Origin of the sequence: Micromonospora sp. NPDC049374, from assembly GCF_040677165.1 — a bacterium.
Lineage (GTDB): Bacteria > Actinomycetota > Actinomycetes > Mycobacteriales > Micromonosporaceae > Micromonospora.
This window is the reverse complement of the sequence record NZ_JBFAQH010000006.1, coordinates 101,406-122,814: the sequence shown is the minus strand read 5'-3', so window position 1 is coordinate 122,814 and position 21,409 is coordinate 101,406. Positions and strand designations below refer to the sequence as shown.

At 70.4% G+C, this 21,409-nt stretch carries 18 protein-coding genes and 2 tRNA genes; 8 read left to right on the top strand and 12 right to left on the bottom strand.

What is annotated here, in order from left to right:
- Positions 1-72 precede the first annotated feature (72 nt).
- The 4 genes from AB0J93_RS12535 to AB0J93_RS12520 all read left to right on the top strand — a co-directional run bounded on the left by AB0J93_RS12535 (position 73) and on the right by AB0J93_RS12520 (position 3,579).
- Positions 73-1,815 (top strand): proline--tRNA ligase, encoded by a 1,743-nt coding sequence (locus AB0J93_RS12535; RefSeq protein WP_363921101.1) that lies wholly within the window; start codon positions 73-75, stop codon positions 1,813-1,815.
- 76 nt (positions 1,816-1,891) lie between these two features.
- The gene (locus AB0J93_RS12530; RefSeq protein WP_363921099.1) at positions 1,892-2,317 is read left to right on the top strand and encodes a CBS domain-containing protein; all 426 of its coding nucleotides are present in this window, start codon (positions 1,892-1,894) and stop codon (positions 2,315-2,317) included.
- Between the two features lie 87 nt (positions 2,318-2,404).
- Positions 2,405-2,833, top strand: a complete 429-nt coding sequence (locus AB0J93_RS12525) for a SufE family protein (protein ID WP_363921097.1) — start codon at positions 2,405-2,407, stop codon at positions 2,831-2,833.
- Between the two features lie 110 nt (positions 2,834-2,943).
- On the top strand, positions 2,944-3,579 hold the full coding sequence (locus tag AB0J93_RS12520) for a DsbA family oxidoreductase (RefSeq protein ID WP_363921095.1): 636 nt from the start codon (positions 2,944-2,946) through the stop codon (positions 3,577-3,579).
- 55 nt (positions 3,580-3,634) lie between these two features.
- Here the strand turns inward: AB0J93_RS12520 and AB0J93_RS12515 are convergent, their stop codons facing one another.
- The 6 genes from AB0J93_RS12515 to AB0J93_RS12490 all read right to left on the bottom strand — a co-directional run bounded on the left by AB0J93_RS12515 (position 3,635) and on the right by AB0J93_RS12490 (position 7,822).
- A complete protein-coding gene (locus AB0J93_RS12515) occupies positions 3,635-4,183 on the bottom strand; it encodes a YbaK/EbsC family protein (RefSeq protein ID WP_363921535.1) in 549 nt (182 codons plus the stop codon).
- 96 nt (positions 4,184-4,279) lie between these two features.
- Positions 4,280-4,477, bottom strand: a complete 198-nt coding sequence (locus tag AB0J93_RS12510) for a hypothetical protein (protein WP_363921093.1) — start codon at positions 4,475-4,477, stop codon at positions 4,280-4,282.
- A gap of 37 nt (positions 4,478-4,514) precedes the next feature.
- Positions 4,515-5,294, bottom strand: coding sequence for an NAD(P)H-binding protein (locus AB0J93_RS12505; protein ID WP_363921091.1), 780 nt, complete (start codon positions 5,292-5,294; stop codon positions 4,515-4,517).
- A gap of 70 nt (positions 5,295-5,364) precedes the next feature.
- Positions 5,365-5,997 (bottom strand): GAP family protein, encoded by a 633-nt coding sequence (locus AB0J93_RS12500; protein WP_363921089.1) that lies wholly within the window; start codon positions 5,995-5,997, stop codon positions 5,365-5,367.
- A 129-nt stretch (positions 5,998-6,126) separates the two neighbouring features.
- Positions 6,127-7,506: an MFS transporter gene (locus tag AB0J93_RS12495; protein WP_363921087.1), complete on the bottom strand. Its 1,380-nt coding sequence runs from the start codon at positions 7,504-7,506 to the stop codon at positions 6,127-6,129.
- Positions 7,507-7,561: 55 nt separating this feature from the next.
- On the bottom strand, positions 7,562-7,822 hold the full coding sequence (locus AB0J93_RS12490; RefSeq protein WP_099852556.1) for a hypothetical protein: 261 nt from the start codon (positions 7,820-7,822) through the stop codon (positions 7,562-7,564).
- Between the two features lie 151 nt (positions 7,823-7,973).
- Between AB0J93_RS12490 and AB0J93_RS12485 the strand changes: the two genes are divergently transcribed.
- The gene (locus AB0J93_RS12485) at positions 7,974-12,497 is read left to right on the top strand and encodes an HAD-IC family P-type ATPase (RefSeq protein ID WP_363921085.1); all 4,524 of its coding nucleotides are present in this window, start codon (positions 7,974-7,976) and stop codon (positions 12,495-12,497) included.
- A 65-nt stretch (positions 12,498-12,562) separates the two neighbouring features.
- Here the strand turns inward: AB0J93_RS12485 and AB0J93_RS12480 are convergent, their stop codons facing one another.
- Positions 12,563-13,525, bottom strand: coding sequence for an L-threonylcarbamoyladenylate synthase (locus tag AB0J93_RS12480; RefSeq protein WP_363921533.1), 963 nt, complete (start codon positions 13,523-13,525; stop codon positions 12,563-12,565).
- A 259-nt stretch (positions 13,526-13,784) separates the two neighbouring features.
- Here AB0J93_RS12480 and AB0J93_RS12475 point away from each other — a divergent pair, with 259 nt between their 5' ends.
- Genes AB0J93_RS12475 through AB0J93_RS12465 form a run of 3 tightly spaced genes read left to right on the top strand, consistent with a single transcriptional unit; the run spans position 13,785 to position 17,050 of the window.
- Positions 13,785-16,010 carry a glycoside hydrolase domain-containing protein gene (locus AB0J93_RS12475; protein ID WP_363921083.1) on the top strand — a complete coding sequence of 742 codons (2,226 nt, stop codon included), beginning with the start codon at positions 13,785-13,787 and terminating at the stop codon, positions 16,008-16,010.
- 28 nt (positions 16,011-16,038) lie between these two features.
- Positions 16,039-16,353 carry a hypothetical protein gene (locus tag AB0J93_RS12470; RefSeq protein WP_363921081.1) on the top strand — a complete coding sequence of 105 codons (315 nt, stop codon included), beginning with the start codon at positions 16,039-16,041 and terminating at the stop codon, positions 16,351-16,353.
- 16 nt (positions 16,354-16,369) lie between these two features.
- Positions 16,370-17,050: a hypothetical protein gene (locus tag AB0J93_RS12465; RefSeq protein WP_363921079.1), complete on the top strand. Its 681-nt coding sequence runs from the start codon at positions 16,370-16,372 to the stop codon at positions 17,048-17,050.
- A gap of 108 nt (positions 17,051-17,158) precedes the next feature.
- Here AB0J93_RS12465 and AB0J93_RS12460 read toward each other — a convergent pair.
- The 5 genes from AB0J93_RS12460 to gyrA form a co-directional block, all read right to left on the bottom strand.
- Positions 17,159-17,231 (bottom strand) — tRNA-Ala (locus tag AB0J93_RS12460).
- 37 nt (positions 17,232-17,268) lie between these two features.
- Entirely contained in the window at positions 17,269-17,397 is a 129-nt protein-coding gene (locus tag AB0J93_RS12455) for a DLW-39 family protein (protein ID WP_210822541.1), read from the bottom strand.
- A gap of 44 nt (positions 17,398-17,441) precedes the next feature.
- A tRNA-Ile gene (locus AB0J93_RS12450) sits at positions 17,442-17,515 on the bottom strand.
- A gap of 383 nt (positions 17,516-17,898) precedes the next feature.
- Positions 17,899-18,810: a DUF3566 domain-containing protein gene (locus AB0J93_RS12445; RefSeq protein ID WP_363921077.1), complete on the bottom strand. Its 912-nt coding sequence runs from the start codon at positions 18,808-18,810 to the stop codon at positions 17,899-17,901.
- Positions 18,811-18,814: 4 nt separating this feature from the next.
- On the bottom strand, positions 18,815-21,334 hold the full coding sequence (gene gyrA, locus AB0J93_RS12440; protein WP_363921075.1) for a DNA gyrase subunit A: 2,520 nt from the start codon (positions 21,332-21,334) through the stop codon (positions 18,815-18,817).
- Positions 21,335-21,409: the final 75 nt, after the last annotated feature.

Sequence of the window (21,409 nt, the reverse complement as noted above, 5' to 3'; positions counted from 1 at the left end):
CGCCGGGGGCACGGGTGGGGTGGGGGAGGAAATGGGTCGGTGGGGTGGGGGGTGGGGTTTTAGGGTGCGGGGGTGATGCTGCGGATGTCGACGTCGCTGATTCGGACCCTGCGGGAGGATCCGGCGGACGCGGAGGTGCCGAGCCACCGGCTGCTGCTGCGGGCCGGGTACATCCGGCGGGCGGCACCGGGCGGCTACACCTGGCTGCCGCTGGGCAGGCTGGTGCTGGAGCGGGTCACCGAGATCGTGCGGGCCGAGATGACCGCGATCGGCGACCAGGAGGTGCATTTTCCGGCCCTGCTGCCCGCCGAGCCGTACCGCACCAGCGGGCGGTGGACCGAGTACGGCGACGACATCTTCACCCTGACCGACCGGCGCGGTGCCGAGCACCTGCTGGCACCGACCCACGAGGAGTGGGCCGCGCTGCTGGTCAAGGAGCTGTTCACCTCGTACCGCGATCTGCCGGTGACGCTGTTCCAGATCCAGACCAAGTTCCGCGACGAGGCCCGCCCCCGCGCCGGTCTGCTGCGCGGGCGCGAGTTCCTGATGAAGGACGCGTACTCCTTCGACCTTGACGACGAGGGCCTGCGGGCCGCGTACGGCCGGCACCGGGTGGCGTACCAGCGGATCTTCGACCGGCTCGGACTCGACTACACGGTGGTGCACGCGATGTCGGGCGCGATGGGCGGCTCCGCGTCCGAGGAGTTCCTGGCCACAACGCCGGTCGGCGAGGACACCTACGTCGGCTGCACCGACTGCCAGTACGCGGCCAACACCGAGGCGGTGACCACGCCCGCCCCGGCGGCCGGCGACCCGCAGGCGCGGCCGGCGACCGAGGTGCACGACACCCCCGAGACGCCGACCATCGCCAGTCTGGTCGCGCTCGCCAATGACCGCCGGTTGGCCGGCCGGGACGACTGGTCGGCCGCCGACACCCTGAAGAACGTCGTGCTGACGGTACGCCGGCCGGGTGCCGAAACGCCCGAACTGCTGGTGGTCGGGTTGCCCGGCGACCGCGAGGTCGACCTCAAACGGCTGGCCGCCGCGCTGGCACCGGCCACCGTGGACGTCTTCGACGCCTGGGACGAGCATCCCGAGCTGGTGCGGGGCTACCTCGGGCCGCAGGTTTTCGACAAGCTCGGCGTCCGCTACCTGGTCGACCCCCGGGTCGTGCCCGGCACCGCCTGGCTGACCGGTGCGAACGAGCCCGGCCGGCACGCCACAAACGTGGTGTGCGGCCGGGACTTCACCCCTGACGGCACGGTCGAAGCCGCCGAGGTCCGCCCCGGTGACCCCTGTCCGGCCTGCGCCACCGGTCGATTGACGATGCGCCGGGGCATCGAGATCGGGCACATTTTCCAACTCGGTCGGCGCTACACCGACACCTTCGCCGTGGACGTCCTCGGTCCACAGGGCAAGCCGGTCCGGCCCACCATGGGCTGCTACGGCATCGGGGTGTCCCGAGCGGTGGCGGCGATCGCCGAGCAGCACCACGACGATCGGGGACTGGTGTGGCCGACGTCGGTCGCGCCGTGCGACGTACACCTGGTGGCCGCCGGCAAGGGTCCGCAGCTCGACGCGGCACTCGACCTCGGCGCCCGGCTCGCCGACGCGGGCCTGCGGGTGCTGGTCGACGACCGGACCGCCGTCTCCGCCGGGGTGAAGTTCACTGACGCAGAGCTGATCGGCATTCCGCGCACCGTCGTGGTCGGACGCCGCCTGACGGACGGGTACGTCGAGGTGCGTGACCGGGCGACCGGGGAGCGCACCGAGCTGCCGGTGGCGGATCTGGTGGCGAAACTCTCGGGCGGGTAGGTAGGAACATGGTGTAGCCGTCAGGTGACGGGGTACCGCAGTCCGATCGGCTCGACGTTGCTCTGGAGGGGCTCTCATGACCGGTTACCGGGTCGCTGACGTGATGACCAGGCAGGTGATCTACCTGCCGGCGGAGACCACCCTCGACGAGGCGGCCAAGGTGATGAAGGAGGCCGACATCGGCGACGTCGTCGTCACCGACGGCGCGAACCTGGCCGGCATCCTGACCGACCGCGACATCGTGGTACGCGCGGTGGCGGAGAACGCCGACGCCAACACCACCACCATCGGTTCGATCGTCACCCGCGAGGTCGTGATGATCGAGCAGTTCTGCACGGCGGGTGAGGCCGCGTCGCTGATGCGTGAGCGTGGCATCCGGCGCGTCCTCGTGTGCGACAACGAGCGGAAGCTGGTCGGCATCGTCTCCCTCGGCGACCTCGCCATGCAGCTCGACCCCACCTCGGCGCTCAGCGAGATCAGCGAGCAGTCACCCACTGTGTGAGGCGACGTCCCCGACCCGGACGCCTCCGGTCCGGGGCACCGGCCGACACGTCATCCGACCCCGCGGCGACGGCGGTAGCCTGGCCGAATGCCCGAGATGCCGAGCAAGCTGGCCGAGATCGTCGACGAGTTCGCCGGGGCACCCCGTGATCTGGTGCTGGAGATGCTGCTGGAGTACTCCGACGCCGTGCCGCCGCTGCCGGCCGGGCACCCTGGCCACGAGGGCATGGAGCAGGTCGTGGAGTGTCAGACCCCGTTCTTCCTGCGTGCCGAGGTGACGTCCGAGGGCACCGTCGACACCCTGTTCGACTGCCCGCCGGAGGCACCCACCACCCGGGCGTTCGCCGGCATCCTCGCCGAGGGGCTGGCCGGTGCCTCCCCGGAACAGGTCCTCGCCGTTCCGGACGACCTGTACCAGCGGATGGGCCTCGCGCAGGCGATCAGCCCACTGCGGGTACGCGGCGGCACCGCCATCCTCGCCCGGCTCAAGCGGCAGGTCCGCGAGCAGACGGGGTGACCAGGGCGCGGTCCCGCTGCCGCCGACACCGGCGGCCGAGCCACCCGGGCTAACCGTGACCTGGGCGGCAGTCGGGAACAGACCCGCCGGTCAGCGGGTTGTCTCCGGTCATGGAGATCGACATCTACGCCGACGTGGTCTGCCCCTGGTGCTGGATCGGCCGCCGCCGGCTGGCGCAGGCGCTCGCGTCGTACGACGGCAAGGTGACCGTCCGGCACCGGCCCTTCCAGCTGGACCCGTCACCGGTTCCGTCGCCCCGCCCGACGCTCGACGTGCTGGCCGAGAAGTTCGGTGGCCAGGAGCAGGCCCGGCAGATGGTCACCCGGGTCGTCGAGGTGGGCGCGAGCGTCGGTCTGGAACTGCGCTACGACCGGGCGATCGCGGCCAACACCTTCGACGCCCACCGGCTGACCAACTGGGCCGGTCGACAGGACCGTGACGGGGAGATGGTCGAGGCGCTGCACCAGGCCCACTTCGTCGACGGCATCGACATCGGCTCCCGGGAGGCGCTGGCCGGGGTGGCCGCCACTGTCGGCCTGGACGGCGACGACGCCCGCGGCTTCCTCGACTCCGAGGAGGGCGTGGCCGAACTGAGCGCCGAACTGGCCGCCGCCCGACAACTCGGGGTGACAAGCGTGCCCACCTTCGTGCTCGCCGGCAGGTACGGAATCTCCGGGGCGCAGGAACCAGCCACCCTGCTCGCCGCCCTTGCCGAGGTTGAGCAGCGCGAGGCCGCCGCACACTGACAGCCATCGACGTCGTTGATGTTTCACGTGCAACGACATCGACGACAGTCGACGGTTATGTCGGCCTGGCCAGGTCTTCCACCACCCGGGCACCGGGCAACGCGGCCAGCGCCGGGCCCGGCAGTGCGATCTTGCTGTGTCGTACGCCCGACCCGATCACCACGTACGGCATGGCCACCACCCGCGTGTCGACCAGGATCGGCCACTGCAACGGCAGCCCGATCGGGGTGATCCCGCCGTACTCCATGCCGGTCAACTCCACCGCGTCGGCCATCGGTGCGAAGCTCGCCTTGCGCACGTCCAGCGCCCGGCGGGCCACCCCGTTCACGTCCGCCCGGGTGGTGGCGAGCACCAGACAGGCGGCGTACCGGATCACACCCTCGCGCTTACCGGCCACGACCACGCAGTTGGCCGACTCGTCCAACCCGACGTCGTACGCGGCGCAGAACGCGGCGGTGTCGGCGAGGTCGGCGTCGATCGGCGCGACCTGCACCGCGTCGACGTCCACCGGCGAGTCGACCGGCCACTGGGCGAGCGCGGCGGCGACCGGCGCGGCCAACAGGTCGCTACGGGTGCGAGCGGGCTCGGTCTTCAGCGTTCCCATCACGCCTGTGATCGTCGCATCCGGAGCCGGCGACGCGGACCGAGACCGGCGGTCGGACCCGGCACCCGGGCCGACGTCCGGACCGGCACCCGACGGTCAGCCCTCGTTGGCCAGGAAGCCGTGCCGCTCCAGCATCGCCCGGTCCCGGGAGGCGGCCATCTCCTCCGCCCGTGCGGCCTGGACGCGGCGCACCTCGATGTCCTCCATCGCGTGCCGCACGGCGAGCCGGATCACCCCGTAGAGGAAGACGAAACCGCAGACATACAGGAGGCTGGTGATGACGAACGTGAGCATGGCTCGACGGTAGGGCGAACGTGAACCCGAGCAGGTGTCATCGCGCCGCTGTTCGCCCGTACGTGTCGGACAGGTAGTCGGCCCAGGTTCGCCGGCCCGCAGGTCGGGCGTCGGTGACCAGGCCACCGGCTCGCAGTTCCCGGCCGAGGCGACCGGGAAAGCGGATCGGTAGCAGCGGTTGACGGGAGCCGCGCGCCTGCCGCCAGGCCCGCACCGCCTCGTCGAAGCGCTGCACCTCAGGGCCGCCGTACTCCACGATGTCGCCCCGCGCCCCGGCCCGGAGCAGTTCGACCAGCTTGTCGGCCACCTCGCCCGGGTCGACCGGCTGGGCCAGCACCGCCCGGTCTCCGATGACCGGGCCGAGCTTGCTGGACAGGCGCAGCAGCTCGTCGATGAACGGGAAGAACTGGGTGGCCCGCAGCACCGTCCAGGGCACCTTCCCGGCGGCGATGATCTGCTCGGCAGCCAGCTTGTGCCGGTAGTACGAATAGGGCACCCGGTCCACGCCCACGATCGAGACGTACACCAGGTGCTGCACCCCGACATCGGCAGCGGCGGTGACCAGGCGGCGGGTGCCGAGCACGTCGATCCGTTGGGTCTGCCGGGTCGGCGAGGACGCCAGGTGCAGCACCGCGTCCACGTCGGTCACCGCCGAGGCGATCCCTTCGCCGGTGGCCAGGTCCGCCGTCACCCACCGAACCCCTGACCCGGTACGCGCCCGGCGGCTGGTGGCCCGCACCTCGAACCCCGCGTCGACCAGCCGGGGGGACACCTCCCGGCCCAGCGTGCCGCCCGCCCCGGTGACCAGTACGCGCATGTCAACCTCCCTCGTCGCCTGCCCGCTCGACGGATCGAACCGCCCACGACGTGACCACCTGTGAGCCGACTCACTTCACCAGGTCGAATGCGGTGAGCACCGCGAAGAGCACGATGACGGCCTCACTGACCAGCCAGGAGTGGCTGTTCGCCCAGTCCCGGATTCGCGGCAGCAGCACCGCCGCCCGGCGGCCGAGCAGCACCAGGGCCAGCAGCGGAAGGGCGAGCAGGGTCAGGGTGAGCAGCACGAAGGGCAGCAGATGCCACCACGGCAGGTCGTGCCGTGCGGCGCTGGCCCCGACGGTGGCCATGGTCAGGTCGTCGGACGGCATGCCCAGGAACAGCAGCAGGCCCACCTTCGACGCGTACCCGGGACCGGCGTGCTGGAGCTGGCCCATCCACCGCGGCGGCCCCGAGTGCCGGCGCAGGAACACGACCACCGCCAGCACCGCGAGCAGCGCCAGGACGAGCCAGTCGAGCCATCGTTCAACGGCGCCCCGCCCCGCACCTGTAAAATTGATCTTGAATAGGCGGACCGCCAGCCAGGCCACCGTCGTACCACCGAGGACGACGAGCCCCGCGCCTGCCAGATAGCCGAGCGAGGCGGCCCGTGGCCGGTCGGACGAGGCGAAGAAGACCGCCGCCACCAGTTGGGTGCCGGCGACCATCACCACGGCCAACGGCAGCAGCGTCAGGAAGGTCATCGCCAGCTCATCCTGCCGGCTGCCGCCTTCACACACCGCCGCTTCGGCCAATCCGCCCGCCGCCCGACCCTGGTCAGGAGGCAGCCGGCCCGGTCAGACCGGCGCCGATCAGCAGGCACCCGCGCCGGGTCAGACCGACGCCGATCGCGGCGCAGCCACGACCCGGCCGGCGAGCAGGGCACCGAGCAGCGCCAGTCCGGCCGCCACGGCGAGGGTGACCCCGTAGTCGAGCCGTCCAGGTGCCGCGCCGGCGGCGAGCACCGCACCGGTAAGCGCCAGCACCGTCGCCGACGCGAGCGAGTCGCACAGTTGCAGGGACGAGCTGTTACGCCCCTGTTCGCCCGGCGCCGACAGCTCCAGGGTGAGCGCCGACAGCGACGGATAGAGCAGACCCATGCCGAGCCCGGCGACCGCCCAGCCGAGAATGCCCACCCACACCGGCACCGCCGGGATCACGCAGCCGCCCACCACCGCGGTACCGGCCGTGATGCAGGTGAGACCGGCCCTCGGCAGAGTGCCCCGGGACCGGGGTGACCGAATCCGCGCCTGCAACCACGAACCGAGCGACCAGGAGAGCGCCCCGGTGGTCAGCACCAGCCCCGCCGCCGTCGGCGTGAACCCCCGCTCCCGCGACAGCATCAACGGGATCACCACCTCGGCGCCGACGAACGCGGCCGAGGCCAACCCCCGCAGTCCCACCACGGTGGGCAGGCCGCGACCGGCCCGCAGGAACCCGGTCGGCAGCAGTCGCGGAACACAGCTCAGCAGACCGACCAGGGCGATCCCGACAAGCGACACGGCGGCGGCGCCACGCTGCTGACCCCCGATGTACAACAGTGCGGCGCTCACCCCCGCCCCGCAGGCCCAACCGATTCGCGCCAGCGCCCCGGCGGAACGGCGGACCGGGCCGGCCACGCCGATCGACCGCAGCCCCGGATGGATCAACAGCACCGCCGGCACCGCCACCGCCGGCACCGCCAGGAACACCCACCGCCAGCCGACGTGCTCCACGACCAACCCCGCCACCACCGGACCGACAAGCGACGGGACCACCCAGGCCGCGGCGAACGCGGCGAAGATGCGGCGGTGCAACTGCTCCGGGTACGCCTGCGCGACGATCACGTACAGCGCCACCGACAGCAGACCCGAGCCGAAGCCCTGCACGATCCGACCCACCACAAGCGTCGCCATGTCGGTGGCGGCACCGGCGAGCAGCAACCCGGCGACGAACCCGGCGAGACCGGACCACATCGGCGCACGTGGACCGCGGGCGTCACACCAGATACCGGAAAGCACCATCGCCACCACGCCGGCCGCGAACGGGCCACCGAAGGCGATCCCGTACAGCGCCAGACCGTCCAGGGCACGGGCGACCGTGGGCATGGCGGTGCCGACCGCCAGCGCCTCGAACGCCAGCAACGAGACCAGCGCCACGCTGCCCACCGTCATGGCCCGCAGTCGAGGGGCGAAGAGCGACTCGGCGCGTACCGGCGACGGGGCGATCAGCATGAGGCAAGCCTCGGACCTCAACCAGTCTTCAGGTCAAGGGTGACGCGGCTTACCCTCAGGCGGACTCCAGCGCCTCGCCCAGCCCTTTGGCCAGCCCGGACAGATGCTGGTCGGCCAGCAGGTGCCCGGCCGTGATCACCAGCGCCAAGGGCCACTCGATCACCTGGAGCACGGTCAGCACCCCGATGCCGGCGTAGTAGGTCAGCTTGTCCGGCGGCGGCACCGCCACCTCCCCCAGCCACGGCACATTCACCCGGCGGGTGAACATCTGCAACGACTCCCGGGTTCCACTGAGCTGTCGTGTCAGCGCACTCATCTCGCCTCCCCGTACCGATGACGCCCACCTCGGATTCCTCCGCCGCAGCCGTCCATGCCCGGTCGAGCAGGAAACTTTTCCCAGCTCGGCTGGGCATAAGGGACGTCCGGCCGGGAAGCCAGGCCGCCGGGCACGAACGGTGGGAGGCAAAATGCGGTTTGGCGCCGTCGGAGTACCTCCGGTGGTGGAAGCCGCCTCCCGCCGCGTCGGTGCCACCGCGACCCGGCTCGCCCGGGCGGCCGGGCTGACCAGCCGGCGGGTGTGGTCCCGCCCAGGCCGGCACCACATCGAGGTCCACGGCGTCTGCCAGGACGGCGGCGACACTCTCGCCCGCCAGGTCGAGACGGCGCTGGAACGAATGCCGGGGGTCAACTGGGCGCGGGTCAACGCGCCCTCCGGACGGGTGGTCGTCGCCGTCGACACACCGGGACCCAAGGTACGCGAACTGGTCGCCACCATCGCCCGGGTCGAACGCACCTGCCCACACGAACCGGATCCGGAGATCCCGCCGCCGCACCCACCCGAGGAGGGACCACGCACCCCGCGTACCCTCGGCGCCCTCGCCTCCGACGCGCTCGGCCTGACCATCTCGGCAGCCACCCGGATCCTGCCCGTCACCCCGGTTCCCGGTGAGGTCTCCGGACTGCTCAGCGCCATCGACCTGCACCCGAAGCTGCACGCCCTCGCCGGTCTGGGACTACGCCGCGACCCCCGCGCCGAGGTTCTCTTCCCACTCGCCGAGGCGGTGGTGCAGGGCCTCACCGGCGGCTGGACGGGGATAGTGCTCGACGGCGCACAGCGGATAGTCCAGTGGGGTGAAGGGCTGGCCCAGCTGCGCGCCTGGGAGAAGGCCGAACCGCGGCTCACCGGCGAGCCGGATCGCGCCGTCGCCCGTACCCCCGCCTTCGAGCGGCCCTGCCCGAAACCCGACGGCTCCGTCGAGCGGTACATCAACCGGATGCTCGCCAGTGGCGCGGCGGCCTTCGCCGCGGCGACGCCCGTGGTCGGCCCGAAACGGGCCGCCGCTCTGGGCCTTTCCGCGCTGCCCAAGGCGCCGGGCAGCGGACGCGAGGGGTACGCGGCCCAACTCGGCCGGATCCTCGCCCGACGCGGCGTCATCGCGATGGACCGCAGCGTGCTCCGCGAACTCGACCGCATCGACACGCTGGTGCTGGACGCCCGGATCCTCGGCTCCGATCGGGGTGTCCTGGCCGACCTGGCCCCGCTGCCGGGTGTCGACACGTCCCAGGTCGCCGCCCGGGCGTTCACCCTCTTCGAACCGACCGCACCGAATGAGGTACACCAGCTCGACGGTTGGCGGCTCGGCCCGCTGGACCGGCTCGACGTGCGAGACCCCGGCGACACCGACGACAGCCGACGGCTACGCGAACGCGGCGGAACCCTGCTCGGTCTGGCCCGGGCCGACGCCCTCGCGGCCGTACTGCGAGTCGAACCCGAGCCGGCACCCGGCGTCGAAGCCCTGCCAGCCGTCGCCCGGCAGGCCGGCCTGCGGCTCGTCGTGGCCGGCGGCGACCCGCAGCGACACGCGTCGGCCGACGCGCTGATGGCCGGCGACGACCAGCTCACCGAGTCGGTACGCACCCTGCAACGGGAGGGCGCGGTGGTGATGCTCGTCTCCGGCGACCGTTCCGCGCTCGCCGCCGCGGACTGCGGACTGGGCCTCACCGACCAGGACGATCCGCCGCCGTGGGGGGCGCACCTGCTGGTCGGCACCGACCTGCGGGTTGTCGCTCTGATCATCGAAGCGGCCGGGGTGGCCCGGCGGATGACCGCGCAGAACCTGCGCATCGGACTGGCCGGCACCGGCCTTGGCGCACTCGGCGCCTTCACCGCCGACCCGGCCCTGCTGCCCGGCCGTACCCTCGCCTCAGTGAACGGCGCGGCGGCGCTGGCCTTCGCCCACGGTGTCTGGCGGGCCGGCCGGCTGACCGAAACGACCGCCGCACCCGCGCCCGCGATCACCGCCTGGCATCTGATGCCGGTGCCCACCGTCATCGACCAGCTCGGCACGGACCACAACGGGCTGACCGAGACCGAGGCGCAGCGACGACACGCCAACCGTCCAGGTGAGGCCGCTGGCCCGGGCGGGCTGCTCCGCGCCTTCGTCGACGAACTCGCCAACCCGCTCACCCCCGTGCTCGCGGCCGGGGCGGTGCTCTCGGCCAGCTTCGGTTCGCTCGTCGACGCCGCCCTCGTCGGCGGCGTCGTCGGAGCGTCCGCGCTGGTCGGCGCGGTACATCAGCGCAACACCGAGAAGTCGCTGGCCCAGCTGCTGTCCCGCTCGGCGGTGACCGCCCGGGTCCGCCGCGACGGTGTCGAACGGGTGGTACCCGCCGACGATCTCGTCCCCGGCGACGTGATCGTGCTCGAATCCGGCGACGCGGTACCGGCCGACTGCCGGGTGTTGACATCCGTCGGGCTGGAAGCCGACGAGTCCTCTCTGACCGGCGAGTCGCTGCCGGTCACCAAGACCGACCAACCGGTGGTCGCCGCCGCCGTGGCCGAACGCTCCTCCATGGTCTACGAGGGGACCAGCATCGCCGCCGGGCGTGGCGATGCCGTGGTCGTGGCCACCGGCGCCGCCACCGAGGCCGGGCGCAGTCTCGCGCTGGCCGGGCAGGCACCACCGGTCAGCGGGGTGGAGGCCCGCCTGGGCAAGCTGACCCGCGCCGCGATCCCGATGGCCGCCGGATCGGCGGTCGCGGTGGCCGGTGCCGGGCTGCTGCGGGGCGTACCGCTGGCCCAGACGGCCGCGACCGCCGCGAACCTGGCCGTCGCCTCGGTGCCCGAGGGGCTGCCGTTCCTGGTGAGCGCCGCCCAACTGGCCGCCGCCCGACGGCTCGCCGAGCACGGTGCGCTGGTCCGTAACCCACGCACCATCGAGGCACTGGGCCGGGTCGACGTGCTCTGCTTCGACAAGACCGGCACCCTCACCGAGGGACACCTGATGCTGGCCGGAATGGGTGACGCCGACTCGTACGCCCCGCTTGAGCAACTCGACGACCGGCTGCGACGCACCCTGGCGGCGGCGCTGCGCGCCACCCCGGCCGCCGACGACCCAGAGGAACTCTCCATGCAGACCGACCGGGCGGTGCTGCGGGGTGCCCGCGCCGCCGGTGTCACCGAACAGGACGGGGCACCCGGCTGGCGGGCCGCCGGCGGTCTACCGTTCGAACCGTCGCGCGGGTACCACGCAAGCGTCGGCGAAATCGACGGTGGGTTGCTGCTCAGCGTGAAGGGCGCACCGGAGGCGGTGCTACCCCGCTGCGCCGCGAACCGCGTCGCCGGACGCGACGAGCCGCTCGACGACGCGGGCCGGGCCGAACTGCACCGGTTGCTCGGCGAACGGGCCGGCGCGGGACACCGGATCCTCGCCGTCGCCGAGTGCACCGTCGCCGACCCCGACATCACCGACGAGGGCGTACGCGGGCTGGTGTTCACCGGCTTCCTGGCCATCGCCGACGGGGTACGCGCCAGTGCCGCGCCGGCCGTCCGCCGGATCCGTCAGGCGGGGGTGCACACGATCATGATCACCGGCGACCATCCGGCAACCGCCGAAGCGATCGCCGCCACCATCAGCGACGGAGACGCCCAGCGGGTGGTCACCGCCACCGAACTCGACCAACTCGACGACACCGCCCTCGCCGAGCGGCTGGCCGGCACCGACGTGGTGGCCCGCTGCACCCCGGCGCACAAGGTCCGCATCATCCAGGCGCTGCAAAAGTGCGGGCGCACCGTCGCGATGACCGGTGACGGCGCCAACGACGCACCCGCCATCCGGCTGGCCGACGTGGGCATCGCCCTCGGTCAACGGGGCACCCCGGCGGCGCGCGCCGCAGCCGACCTGGTGGTCACCGACGACCGGCTGGAGACCATCATCGCTACCCTGGTCGAAGGCCGAGCGATGTGGTCCTCGGTCCGCCACGCGCTCAGCATCCTCGTCGGTGGCAACCTCGGCGAGATCGCGTTCAGCGTGCTGACCGCCGCCGCCACCGGCCGGGCCGCGCTCAACGGTCGCCAACTGCTGCTTGTCAACCTGCTCACCGACATGGCACCCGCGCTGGCCATCGCCGTGCGGCCACCCGGCGGCGACCACGCAGACGGGCTGCTCCGCGAGGGCCCGGACAGCTCACTCGGCCAGACCATGACCCGGGAGATCGGCCTGCGCGCCGCCGCCACCACCCTCGGTGCGACCACCGGCTGGACGCTGGCCCGCTACACCGGCACCCAGCGACGCGCCGGCACCGTCGCCCTGGTCTCCCTGGTCGGTACCCAACTCGGCCAGACCGTGCTGGCCGGCGGCACCAGCCCGACCGTGCTCGCCTCCACCGCCGCGTCCTTCGGCGTGCTGGCCGCGGTCGTGCAGACCCCCGGGCTCAGTCAGTTCTTCGGCTGTACCCCGCTGGGGCCGGTCGGCTGGACCATCGCTACCGGATCCGCGCTCGGCGCCACCCTCGCCAACGGCGCTCTCACCCGGCTCGTCGCGCGAATCCCGAGTGACGGCGAGCGGGCCGACGACCAGCGCTCCGAAGGCGAGCAGGCGACCGAGCGGGCCGACGGCGGCCGGGAAGCCGGGCAGGCTGGACCTGGTCCGGCCGATGATGGCCGGACCGGACGTGGTCGGGCCGGACGCGTCTCTGCCTCCGGTGCGTAACCATCGCCAGGTCCGTCACCGTCGTCGCCAGCCACCGGCGGCGCCGAGGGGTGCATGATGCGGCGTCAGGGGGCGGGATGCCAGGTGGCGGCGGCACGGCGCAGGCGGTCGTTGACGGCCCGCCCCACGCCCGCGTCGGGTACCGGCTCCGCGACGATCTCGGTAACCCCGACGGCGTCCAGTCGATGCAGCGCCTCGAAGAGGCGGGCCGCCGCCTCGGTCAGGTCACCGGAGGCGGAGAGCACCTCCACCGCCGCCCAGCCGCCCGCCGGCCGGTCCCGGAACGCCAGGTATCCCCGCCCCGCCCCGCCGGCACCCGCCGACTCCGCGCTGGAGACCAGCCGTAACGGCGTACGCGGCGCGTAGTGCGCGGCCAACGTGCCCGGCGCGACCGGCTGCCCCGAGCTACCCGGCCGCACCGTCACCGGGCCAGTAACCTTCTCCAACTCCTCGACCGGCAACGCACCGAGCCGCAACACCACGGGATGGTCCCCCCGGGCGTCCACGATCGTCGACTCGATCCCACAGCGGGTCGGCCCGCCGTCGAGCACCACGTCCACAGCCGCACCCAGCCCGCGTACCACGTGTTCCGCACGGGTGGGACTGAGCTGACCGAACCGGTTCGCGCTCGGCGCGGCCACCGGGACCCCGGCAGCGGCGATCAACCGGCGGGCGTGCTCGTGGTCCGGCACCCGTACCGCCATACTGTCCAGCCCCGAGGTGACAATCGGCGGAACTTCAGCCGGTCGATCCACGATCAGGGTCAACGGTCCCGGCCAGAACCGGGCAGCCAACGCCGCCACGGCCGGCGACACCGTACCCACCAGCGGTTCCAGGTCCGCCGCATCGGCGAGATGGGTGATCAGGGGGTCGAAACTCGGCCGCTGCTTGGCCTCGAAGATCCGGGCCGCCGCCCGCGCGTCCAACGCGTTCGCGCCCAGCCCGTAGACGGTCTCCGTCGGAAAGGCCACTAACCCACCCGTACGCAGGACGGCAGCCACCTCGCCGAGGTCACCGTCGGCAGGCAGGACGCGGGGAGTTCCGATGCTCACGCTCCGACGCTAGCCTGTCGCTCGTCGGCCGGACCACGCTCCCCGGACACGCACGTCGCACCGTTGTGACCGCTGATGCTCCAGGTGCGCGTGGGAGCAAATCACGCCCGACTGACGGGACAACGCGAAACCTTCTTCCATTGTAGAGTCCCGCTTACGGCAGTGAAATCACTCGATCGATTCCTGGCTCCATTGTGGCCAGATGCTGTCGCACACCCCTCGAAGAAGGATGCAGATGGCAGACGTTGACGAGATGGTCCTTCGGGCACAGCGCTTCATCAACAGCACCTACAGCAACGGTGCGACGCTCGGCATATCGAAGCTGGAGGAAAACGGCCGCACCGGATGGCCCACGATGTACGCCCTGACCCGGGCGCTGCAGTACGAGATGGGCCTCACCGCCTTGTCGGACAACTTCGGTCCCACGACATTGGCGACGCTGCAGAGCCAGTATCCGAGCCTGAACGCATCCACCGTTCCGTCGTGGATCTTCGGTTGCATCCTCCAGTCGGCCCTGTACTGCAAGGGCTATGACGGCGGCGGCATCGACGGCATCTACAACGCCCGGGTCCAGGAATCGGTCATCCGGCTGAAGCAGGACATGGGACTCGCCTATGCCTACCCGGGTGGATCCCTCGAACCCAAGGTGGTCAAGGCGCTGCTCAACATGGACGCCTATGTCACCGTCAACAACGGGTCGAGCCAGATCCGCTCCGTCCAGCAGTGGCTCAACGGCCGGTACGTCAACCGCCGAGACTACTTCGTCATACCGTGCGACGGTCACCACTCCCGTGACGTCGCGAAGTCGATGTTGCTGGCGATCCAGTACGAGTTGGGCATGGCCGACGGCACCGCGAACGGAGTGTTCGGGCCCGGCACGCAGGCCGGTCTGAGATCCCATCCGGTGTCGCTCGGCGCCGCCGGCACCTGGGCCGAGATCTTCACCGCGGCGATGCTGCTCAACAAGCGGCCCGTATCGTTCGGCGCCTTCACCTCCGAGGTGCAGGCCGCCGTGCGCGAATTCCAGTCGTTCGTGAAACTGCCCGTGACCGGGACCGGGGACTTCCAGACGTGGGCGTCGCTGCTGGTGTCCCACGGCGACCAGAGTCGCAAGGGCGAGGCCTGTGACGGCGTGACGAAGATCACGCCGGATCGCGCGGTAGCGCTGAAAGCGGCGGGATACAAGTACATCGGCCGGTACCTCTACAACCCGTCCTCGACGGACCTGCCAGAGAAGGCGATCCAGCCCGGCGAGCTCGCCACGATCAAGCAGTACGGGCTGCGGTGTTTCCCGATCTATCAAACCTGGGGCCGGGACGCGACCAACTTCAGTTACGCCAGCGGCTGCGTCGACGCGAGCAACGCCATCGAATGGGCCCGGATCCACGGCTTCAAGGCGGCATCGACCATCTACTTCGCGGTCGACTACGACGCAATGGATGCCGAGGTCACCAGTTACATCCTGCCGTACTTCCGGGGCGTGCACGGCACCGTCAGTGAACTCTCCGGCTATCGGGTGGGCATCTACGGTCCCCGCAACGTCTGCCAGCGAGTCTCCGACGCGGGTTACGCGGTCACCTCGTTCGTGTCCGACATGTCGTCCGGGTTCTCGGGCAATCTCGGGTATCCGCTGCCGACCAACTGGGCGTACGACCAGATCGTCACCACGACGATCGGCTCCGGCAGCGGCCGAATCGAGATCGACAACAACATCGCCTCGGGTCGCGACATCGGTCAGGGCGATTTCGACCCGCCAAGGCCCAACACCGACGATCTCGATGTGGACCTCGACAAGGGGCGGTACCAGGAGGCACTGCTCAGGGACGTCCAGACCTACCTGACGTCGATCGGCGTCCCGGAGACCGGCGGCGAGGGCTGGACGCTCGACGGGGATTGGGTCACCTGGAACGTGATCTCCACGACCAATGCGTTCGAGCGGATCATGGAGGGCGACTGGCTGTTCACGAACCTGGCCCGGGCCCTGAAGCTGCGCAAGGCACTCATCCAGGCGCCGGTCCTGTGGGAGCTGCGCAAGCTGAATCCGACCGATCCGATCATCGACGACCTCGTGCGCAGCGGGCTGCGGGACGACTCCTCCACCGGCTACGGGCAGATCTTCGCCTGGGTGGCCATCGAGGCCCGCAACTACTGCATCGAACAGGGCATCATCAACGGCACGCCGCTGAACCTGAGCACCGACCGGCGCGCGGTGTGGGATCGCCTCCAGGACCCGCACTACAACATCCCGACGGCGGCCTACGTGACGATCTACAACGCGCATCAGGTCGGGCTCGCCCGCCCGTCGCTCACCACGAGCATGACCGACATCCAGCTCATCCTGGAGCGCTACAACGGTGACAAGACCGTGAGCAACAAAGACAAGATCGAGCAGTACGGACGCGAGCTGACCGGCCTGTACAACGTCCTCGAGAATTACAACAGGCTCTCCCGTGGCGCCTAGCGCGAATCGATGACGAAGAATCGGGCACATGCGAAGACTCCTTGTAGCGGTCAGTGTGAACCTTCTCCTGGGGGTCTTGGCCGTCGTGCCGTTGTTCCTGATCTGGTACGCGCTGTCCAACGGGCCGCTGGCCACCCTCGGATGGACGCGGCCGGAACCGACCGAGAACGATGGGATGCTGATCTGGTGGCTCCTGGCCGCCGTGACGTTCGGCGGGTTCGCCTCGATCTGGGGCCTGGTCAACCTGTGGATTCGCGGCCGGGTGGCCGTCTCGGGATCCCGCTACTGGCCCGCCTGCGTGGCCGCGTCCCTGGTGCCGTTCTGCCTCATTCTGCTTCGATGACCCGGAAGGCAACATCATGAATTACCGGTTGACTCGGCGAACCGTTCTCCGAACCGCCGCCGTCACAGGCGCGGCCGCCGCCGCCAGTTCCGTTCTGCCCGCCGCCCCCGCGGCGGCCCGTGAGATCCGCAAGCAGAAGCGGCCGGCGACCTCGCAGAACGGGTGGACCATCCAGGTCAACGCGGATCTCGATTCGCAGGTGTGGACCCGGACGGTGGCCGGCACCGGGCTGCGCGTGCCGGTGTGGATCGGGGACGTCGAAGCGATCCTGCTTCACACGATTCGCCGATTCCACTACGAGATCGAGGAGATCCGGCCGAACGACCTGGTCGGCTGGACCCCGGCCGAGAAGGTCCGCAAGCACAGCCCCGAGTCCAACCTGGCCTCCGGCACCGCGGTACGGATCCGACCCGGCGCCCGCGCCAGGGGCGGCTTCTTCCCCTTGCAGGAGTTGGTGCTGCGGGACATCCTCGCCGACTGCGAAGGCCTGGTGCGCTGGGGCGGCGACGACCGTGAGGTGGACGAGTCGCTGTTCTACATCGCGGCCGGCCCCCTCGACGAGCGGGTCAAAGCCATCGGTGACAAGCTCCGCGGATGGGAGGCGTCGCCCGGCGAAGGCGCGGGCATCGGTGTGGACGTGCTGTCCCGCTCCCGGCGTGCCCGCGCGGCCAAACTGGCTCACCAGCAACGCCGCTAGCTCGCTCGTCGTAGCGGCGGGTGGGATGGCGGTCGATCCCCAATGACAACGATGGGCCGGCTGAAAACCCAGCCGGCCCATCCACGTTCGGCACAACGGTGCGAATTGTGGAGCCCAGGGGACTCGAACCCCTAACCCCTGCCTTGCAAAGGCAGTGCTCTGCCAGTTGAGCTAGGGCCCCGTGGCTGCGCTGTCGCCGCAGGTCGGAACGGACGTCGTCAGCGCAGATCCGGCGAGGTGGTCGCCTCGTGCCAGAGAGCGCGCTCGTCGTTGGCTTCCTTGATCTTCTTGGCCACCACCGCGGCCACGCCGACGACACCGACCAGGATCAACAGCTTCTTGAACATCGGGGCTGCCCCTCACGCTCGACGTGCCGTCGGACCATGTGCGGTGGGGCTAGCTGGAATCGAACCAGCGACCTCAGAGTTATCAGCTCTGCGCTCTAACCGACTGAGCTATAGCCCCGCGTAGCGACGAGCAAGGTTAACCCATCCGCCCAGCGGCCCCCAAATCGGGGCCAGGCCCGCCAGCCACCCCTCGTCGCCCCCTGAACCTACCCGAGTAGCGGTTGCGGGTACACCACGTTACTGCCCCTGCCACCGCCCCGACGAAGCATCCCACCGGATGCGGCATCCCGCGCCTACCCGGCCGCGGAAAACGCCGGTATGCCGCATCCCGCGCCAGCCTGGCGGCCGGAGAGGCCCGCATGCCGCATCCTGCGGGACCCGGCCGCCGGGAGACGCCCCCGTGCGGCATCCCGGGCCGGCGCAGCTGCCTACCCCGGGCATACGACGACGCCGGTCCGCACCACCGCGAAAGGTGATCCGGACCGGCGTCGGAGATCGGAGTCAGTCCCGCTCGGCGAGGGTCAACTCGATGCCGCCCACCAGGTCGGCGCAGACGTTGTACACGAACGCCCCGAGGGTGGCCAGCGCGGTGAACAGCACGACGTTGACCAGGCCGATCAACGCCGAACTGAAGATCACACCGCGTGCGGTGATCTGGAAGCCGTCCGTACTCTGCCCACCACCCGCGTTGACCAGGTCACCGAGGCTGTCGTTCACGCTGGTGAACACGCCCATCGCGTCCAGCGCCAGGTACAGCACCGAGGTCGCCACGACGATGACGATGAACAGCACCACCGACACCGCGAAAGCGAACTTCATCACCGACCACGGGTCGATCCGCTTGAGGTTCAGCCGGGCCCGGCGCGGCCCGCGCGACGCAGCCGAGCTCACCGACGTACGCGCCGCGCGTACCGCCTCACCGACCCGCGCGGCACCCACCGCCGTGCTGACCCCCGGGGGCAACCCACCACCGTTCGCCGGTCGGCCGAGCCCGAACGACCGGGTCGGGTCCGGCTTCGGACCGACCCCGGTCACCCGGGGCTGGGTACCGGTCGTGCTGGTGCTGGCCGTCGGCAGGATCCCGGTGGCACCCGCAGAGGGCTTGCCCACAGAGGCGGCCGTCGACTGGGTGGGGGACGGCTTGCTGACCGAGGTCGTGGTGGCCTCCGTGGTGCTGCCACCCTCGGTCACCTTCTCCTCGGCGGCGTCGCCCTCCGGTGCGTCTGTCGGCTTGTCGGGTGGTGGGGCCATACCGGGAGCCCGGGTGAATTTCGGGGCAGGCGCATCGGCAGGGACGGTGGCCCGGCCCACGGCCGCGCGGCCGGTCGTTGGCGTGCCGCTCTTCGCGGCCTCCTCGTCGACCGGGTTGGCCGAGGTCCCCGCGTTCCCCGACTTCGCCTGTGTCTCCGTCATTCAACTAGTCCTGTTCGTCAGGCTCGTCGGCATTGCGAGCAATCGCCACGATAGTCACGCCGTCCGGAAGGTCCATCAGCTTGACCCCCATTGTGTTCCGGTCACGCGTACGGCGTACAGGCTTCACCGGAGTCCGGATGACGCCACCGTTGCTGGTGATAGCGAACAGCTCATCGTCCGGGTCGATCACGACAGCGCCGACCAGACCACCGCGTCGCTCGGTGATCTTCGCAGTCAGCACACCCTTACCTCCCCGGCCCTGCACCGGGTATTCCTCGATCGGGGTACGTTTCGCGTATCCGCCGTTCGTGGCCACCAGAACGTCCAAACCCTCCCGGACGACCTCCATGGCCAACAGCACATCTTCCTCGCTGAAGCGCATGCCGATCACGCCGGAGGTCGCCCGACCCATCGGGCGCAGCGCCTCGTCCGTGGCGTTGAACCGGATCGCCTGGGCGTTCTTCGAGACCAGCAGCAGGTCGTCGGCGGGGCCGACGAGCGCAGCACCGACCAGCTCGTCCTCATCGCGCAGGTTGATCGCGATGATGCCGCCGGACCGGTTGGAGTCGAACTCCTCAAGCCGCGTCTTCTTCACCAGGCCGTTCTTCGTCGCCAGGACCAGGTAGGGAGCCACCTGGTAATTCGGAATCTCGATGATCTGTGCGATCTGCTCGTCCGGTTGGAAGGCGAGCAGGTTGGCCACGTGCTGGCCCTTGGCCACCCTACTGGCCTCCGGAAGCTCGTACGCCTTGGCCCGGTACACCCGCCCCTTGTTCGTGAAGAACAGCATCCAGTCGTGCGTCGAGCAGACGAAGAAGTGGCTGACGATGTCGTCCTGCCGCAGCGTGGCGCCACTGACGCCCTTACCGCCCCGCCGCTGCGAACGATAGAGATCGACCTTGGTCCGCTTTGCGTACCCGGTCCGGGTGATCGTGACGACCACGTCCTCCCGCGCGATGAGGTCCTCCATCGAGACCTCACCGTCGAACGGGACAATCTTGGTGCGTCGTTCGTCGCCCCACTTGGCGACGATCTCCCCCAACTCCTCCGAGACGATCCGACGCTGCCGCTCCGGCTTGGCGAGTATGTCCTTGAGGTCGGCGATCTCCACTTCCAGCTTGGCCAGGTCGTCGAGGATCCGCTGCCGCTCCAGCGCGGCGAGCCGGCGCAGCTGCATGTCCAGGATCGCGGTGGCCTGGATCTCGTCGATCTCCAGCAGCCGGATCAGACCCTGCCGAGCGTCCTCCACCGTGGGCGAGCGCCGGATCAGGGCGATGACCTCGTCGAGCGCGTCCAGCGCCTTGGACAGACCGCGCAGGATGTGCGCCCGCTCCTCCGCCTTACGCAGCCGGAACGCCGTCCGCCGTCGGATCACCTCGATCTGGTGCTCGACGTAGTAACGGATGAACTGCGCCAGGTTCAGCGTGCGCGGCACCCCGTCGACAAGCGCCAGCATGTTCGCGCCGAAGGTCTCCTGAAGCTGGGTGTGCTTGTAGAGGTTGTTCAGCACCACCTTCGCGACCGCGTCGCGCTTGAGCACCAGCACGATCCGCATGCCGGTACGCCCGGAGGACTCGTCGCGGATGTCGGCGATCCCGCCGAGCTTGCCCTCCTTGATCAGCTCGGCGATCCGCTCGGCCAGGTTGTCCGGGTTCACCTGGTAGGGCAGCTCGCTGACGACAAGCGCCGGCCGACCCCGCTTGTCCTCCTCCACCTCGACCACGGCACGCATCCGGATCGAGCCACGACCCGTGCGGTACGCGTCCTGGATGCCCGAGTGACCGACGATCAGACCGTGGGTGGGGAAGTCCGGGCCCTTGACGATCTCCAACAGTGCTTCGAGGGTGTCAGCCTCGTCGGCCTCCGGGTGCTCCAGGCACCACTGCACGGCCGCGCCGATCTCGCGCAGATTGTGCGGCGGGATCTTGGTGGCCATGCCGACCGCGATGCCCTCGGAGCCGTTGATCAGCAGGTTCGGGATCCGCGACGGCAGGATCGTCGGCTCCTTGGCCCGACCGTCGTAGTTGTCCTGCAGGTCGACGGTGTCCTCGTCGATGTCCCGCAGCATCTCCATGGCGAGGGGGTCGAGCTTGCACTCGGTGTAGCGCATCGCCGCAGCCGGATCATTTCCGGGCGAGCCGAAGTTGCCGTTGCCGTCGACCAGGGGGTAGCGCAGCGACCAGGGCTGGGCCATCCGGACCAGGGCGTCGTAGATGGCCGAGTCGCCGTGCGGGTGGAACTGGCCCATCACGTCGCCGACGACTCGGGAGCACTTCACGTAGCCGCGGTCCGGGCGGTAACCGGAGTCGAACATGGCGTACAGGATCTTGCGGTGGACCGGCTTGAGCCCGTCCCGGACATCCGGCAGCGCCCGCCCGACGATGACGCTCATCGCGTAGTCGAGGTAGGAGCGCTGCATCTCCACCTCGAGCCCGACGGGCTCGATCCGGTCGTGCGAGACGACGGCGGCCAGCGCCTCGGGGACCTCGGGCTCGTTCGGTGTGGACTCGGGGGAATCGGTCACTGTTAACCCTTATCAGACTGAGTGTCGCTTTTGCGCTGTGGATAACGGCTGTGGATACCGGCCAAGCTGTGGATA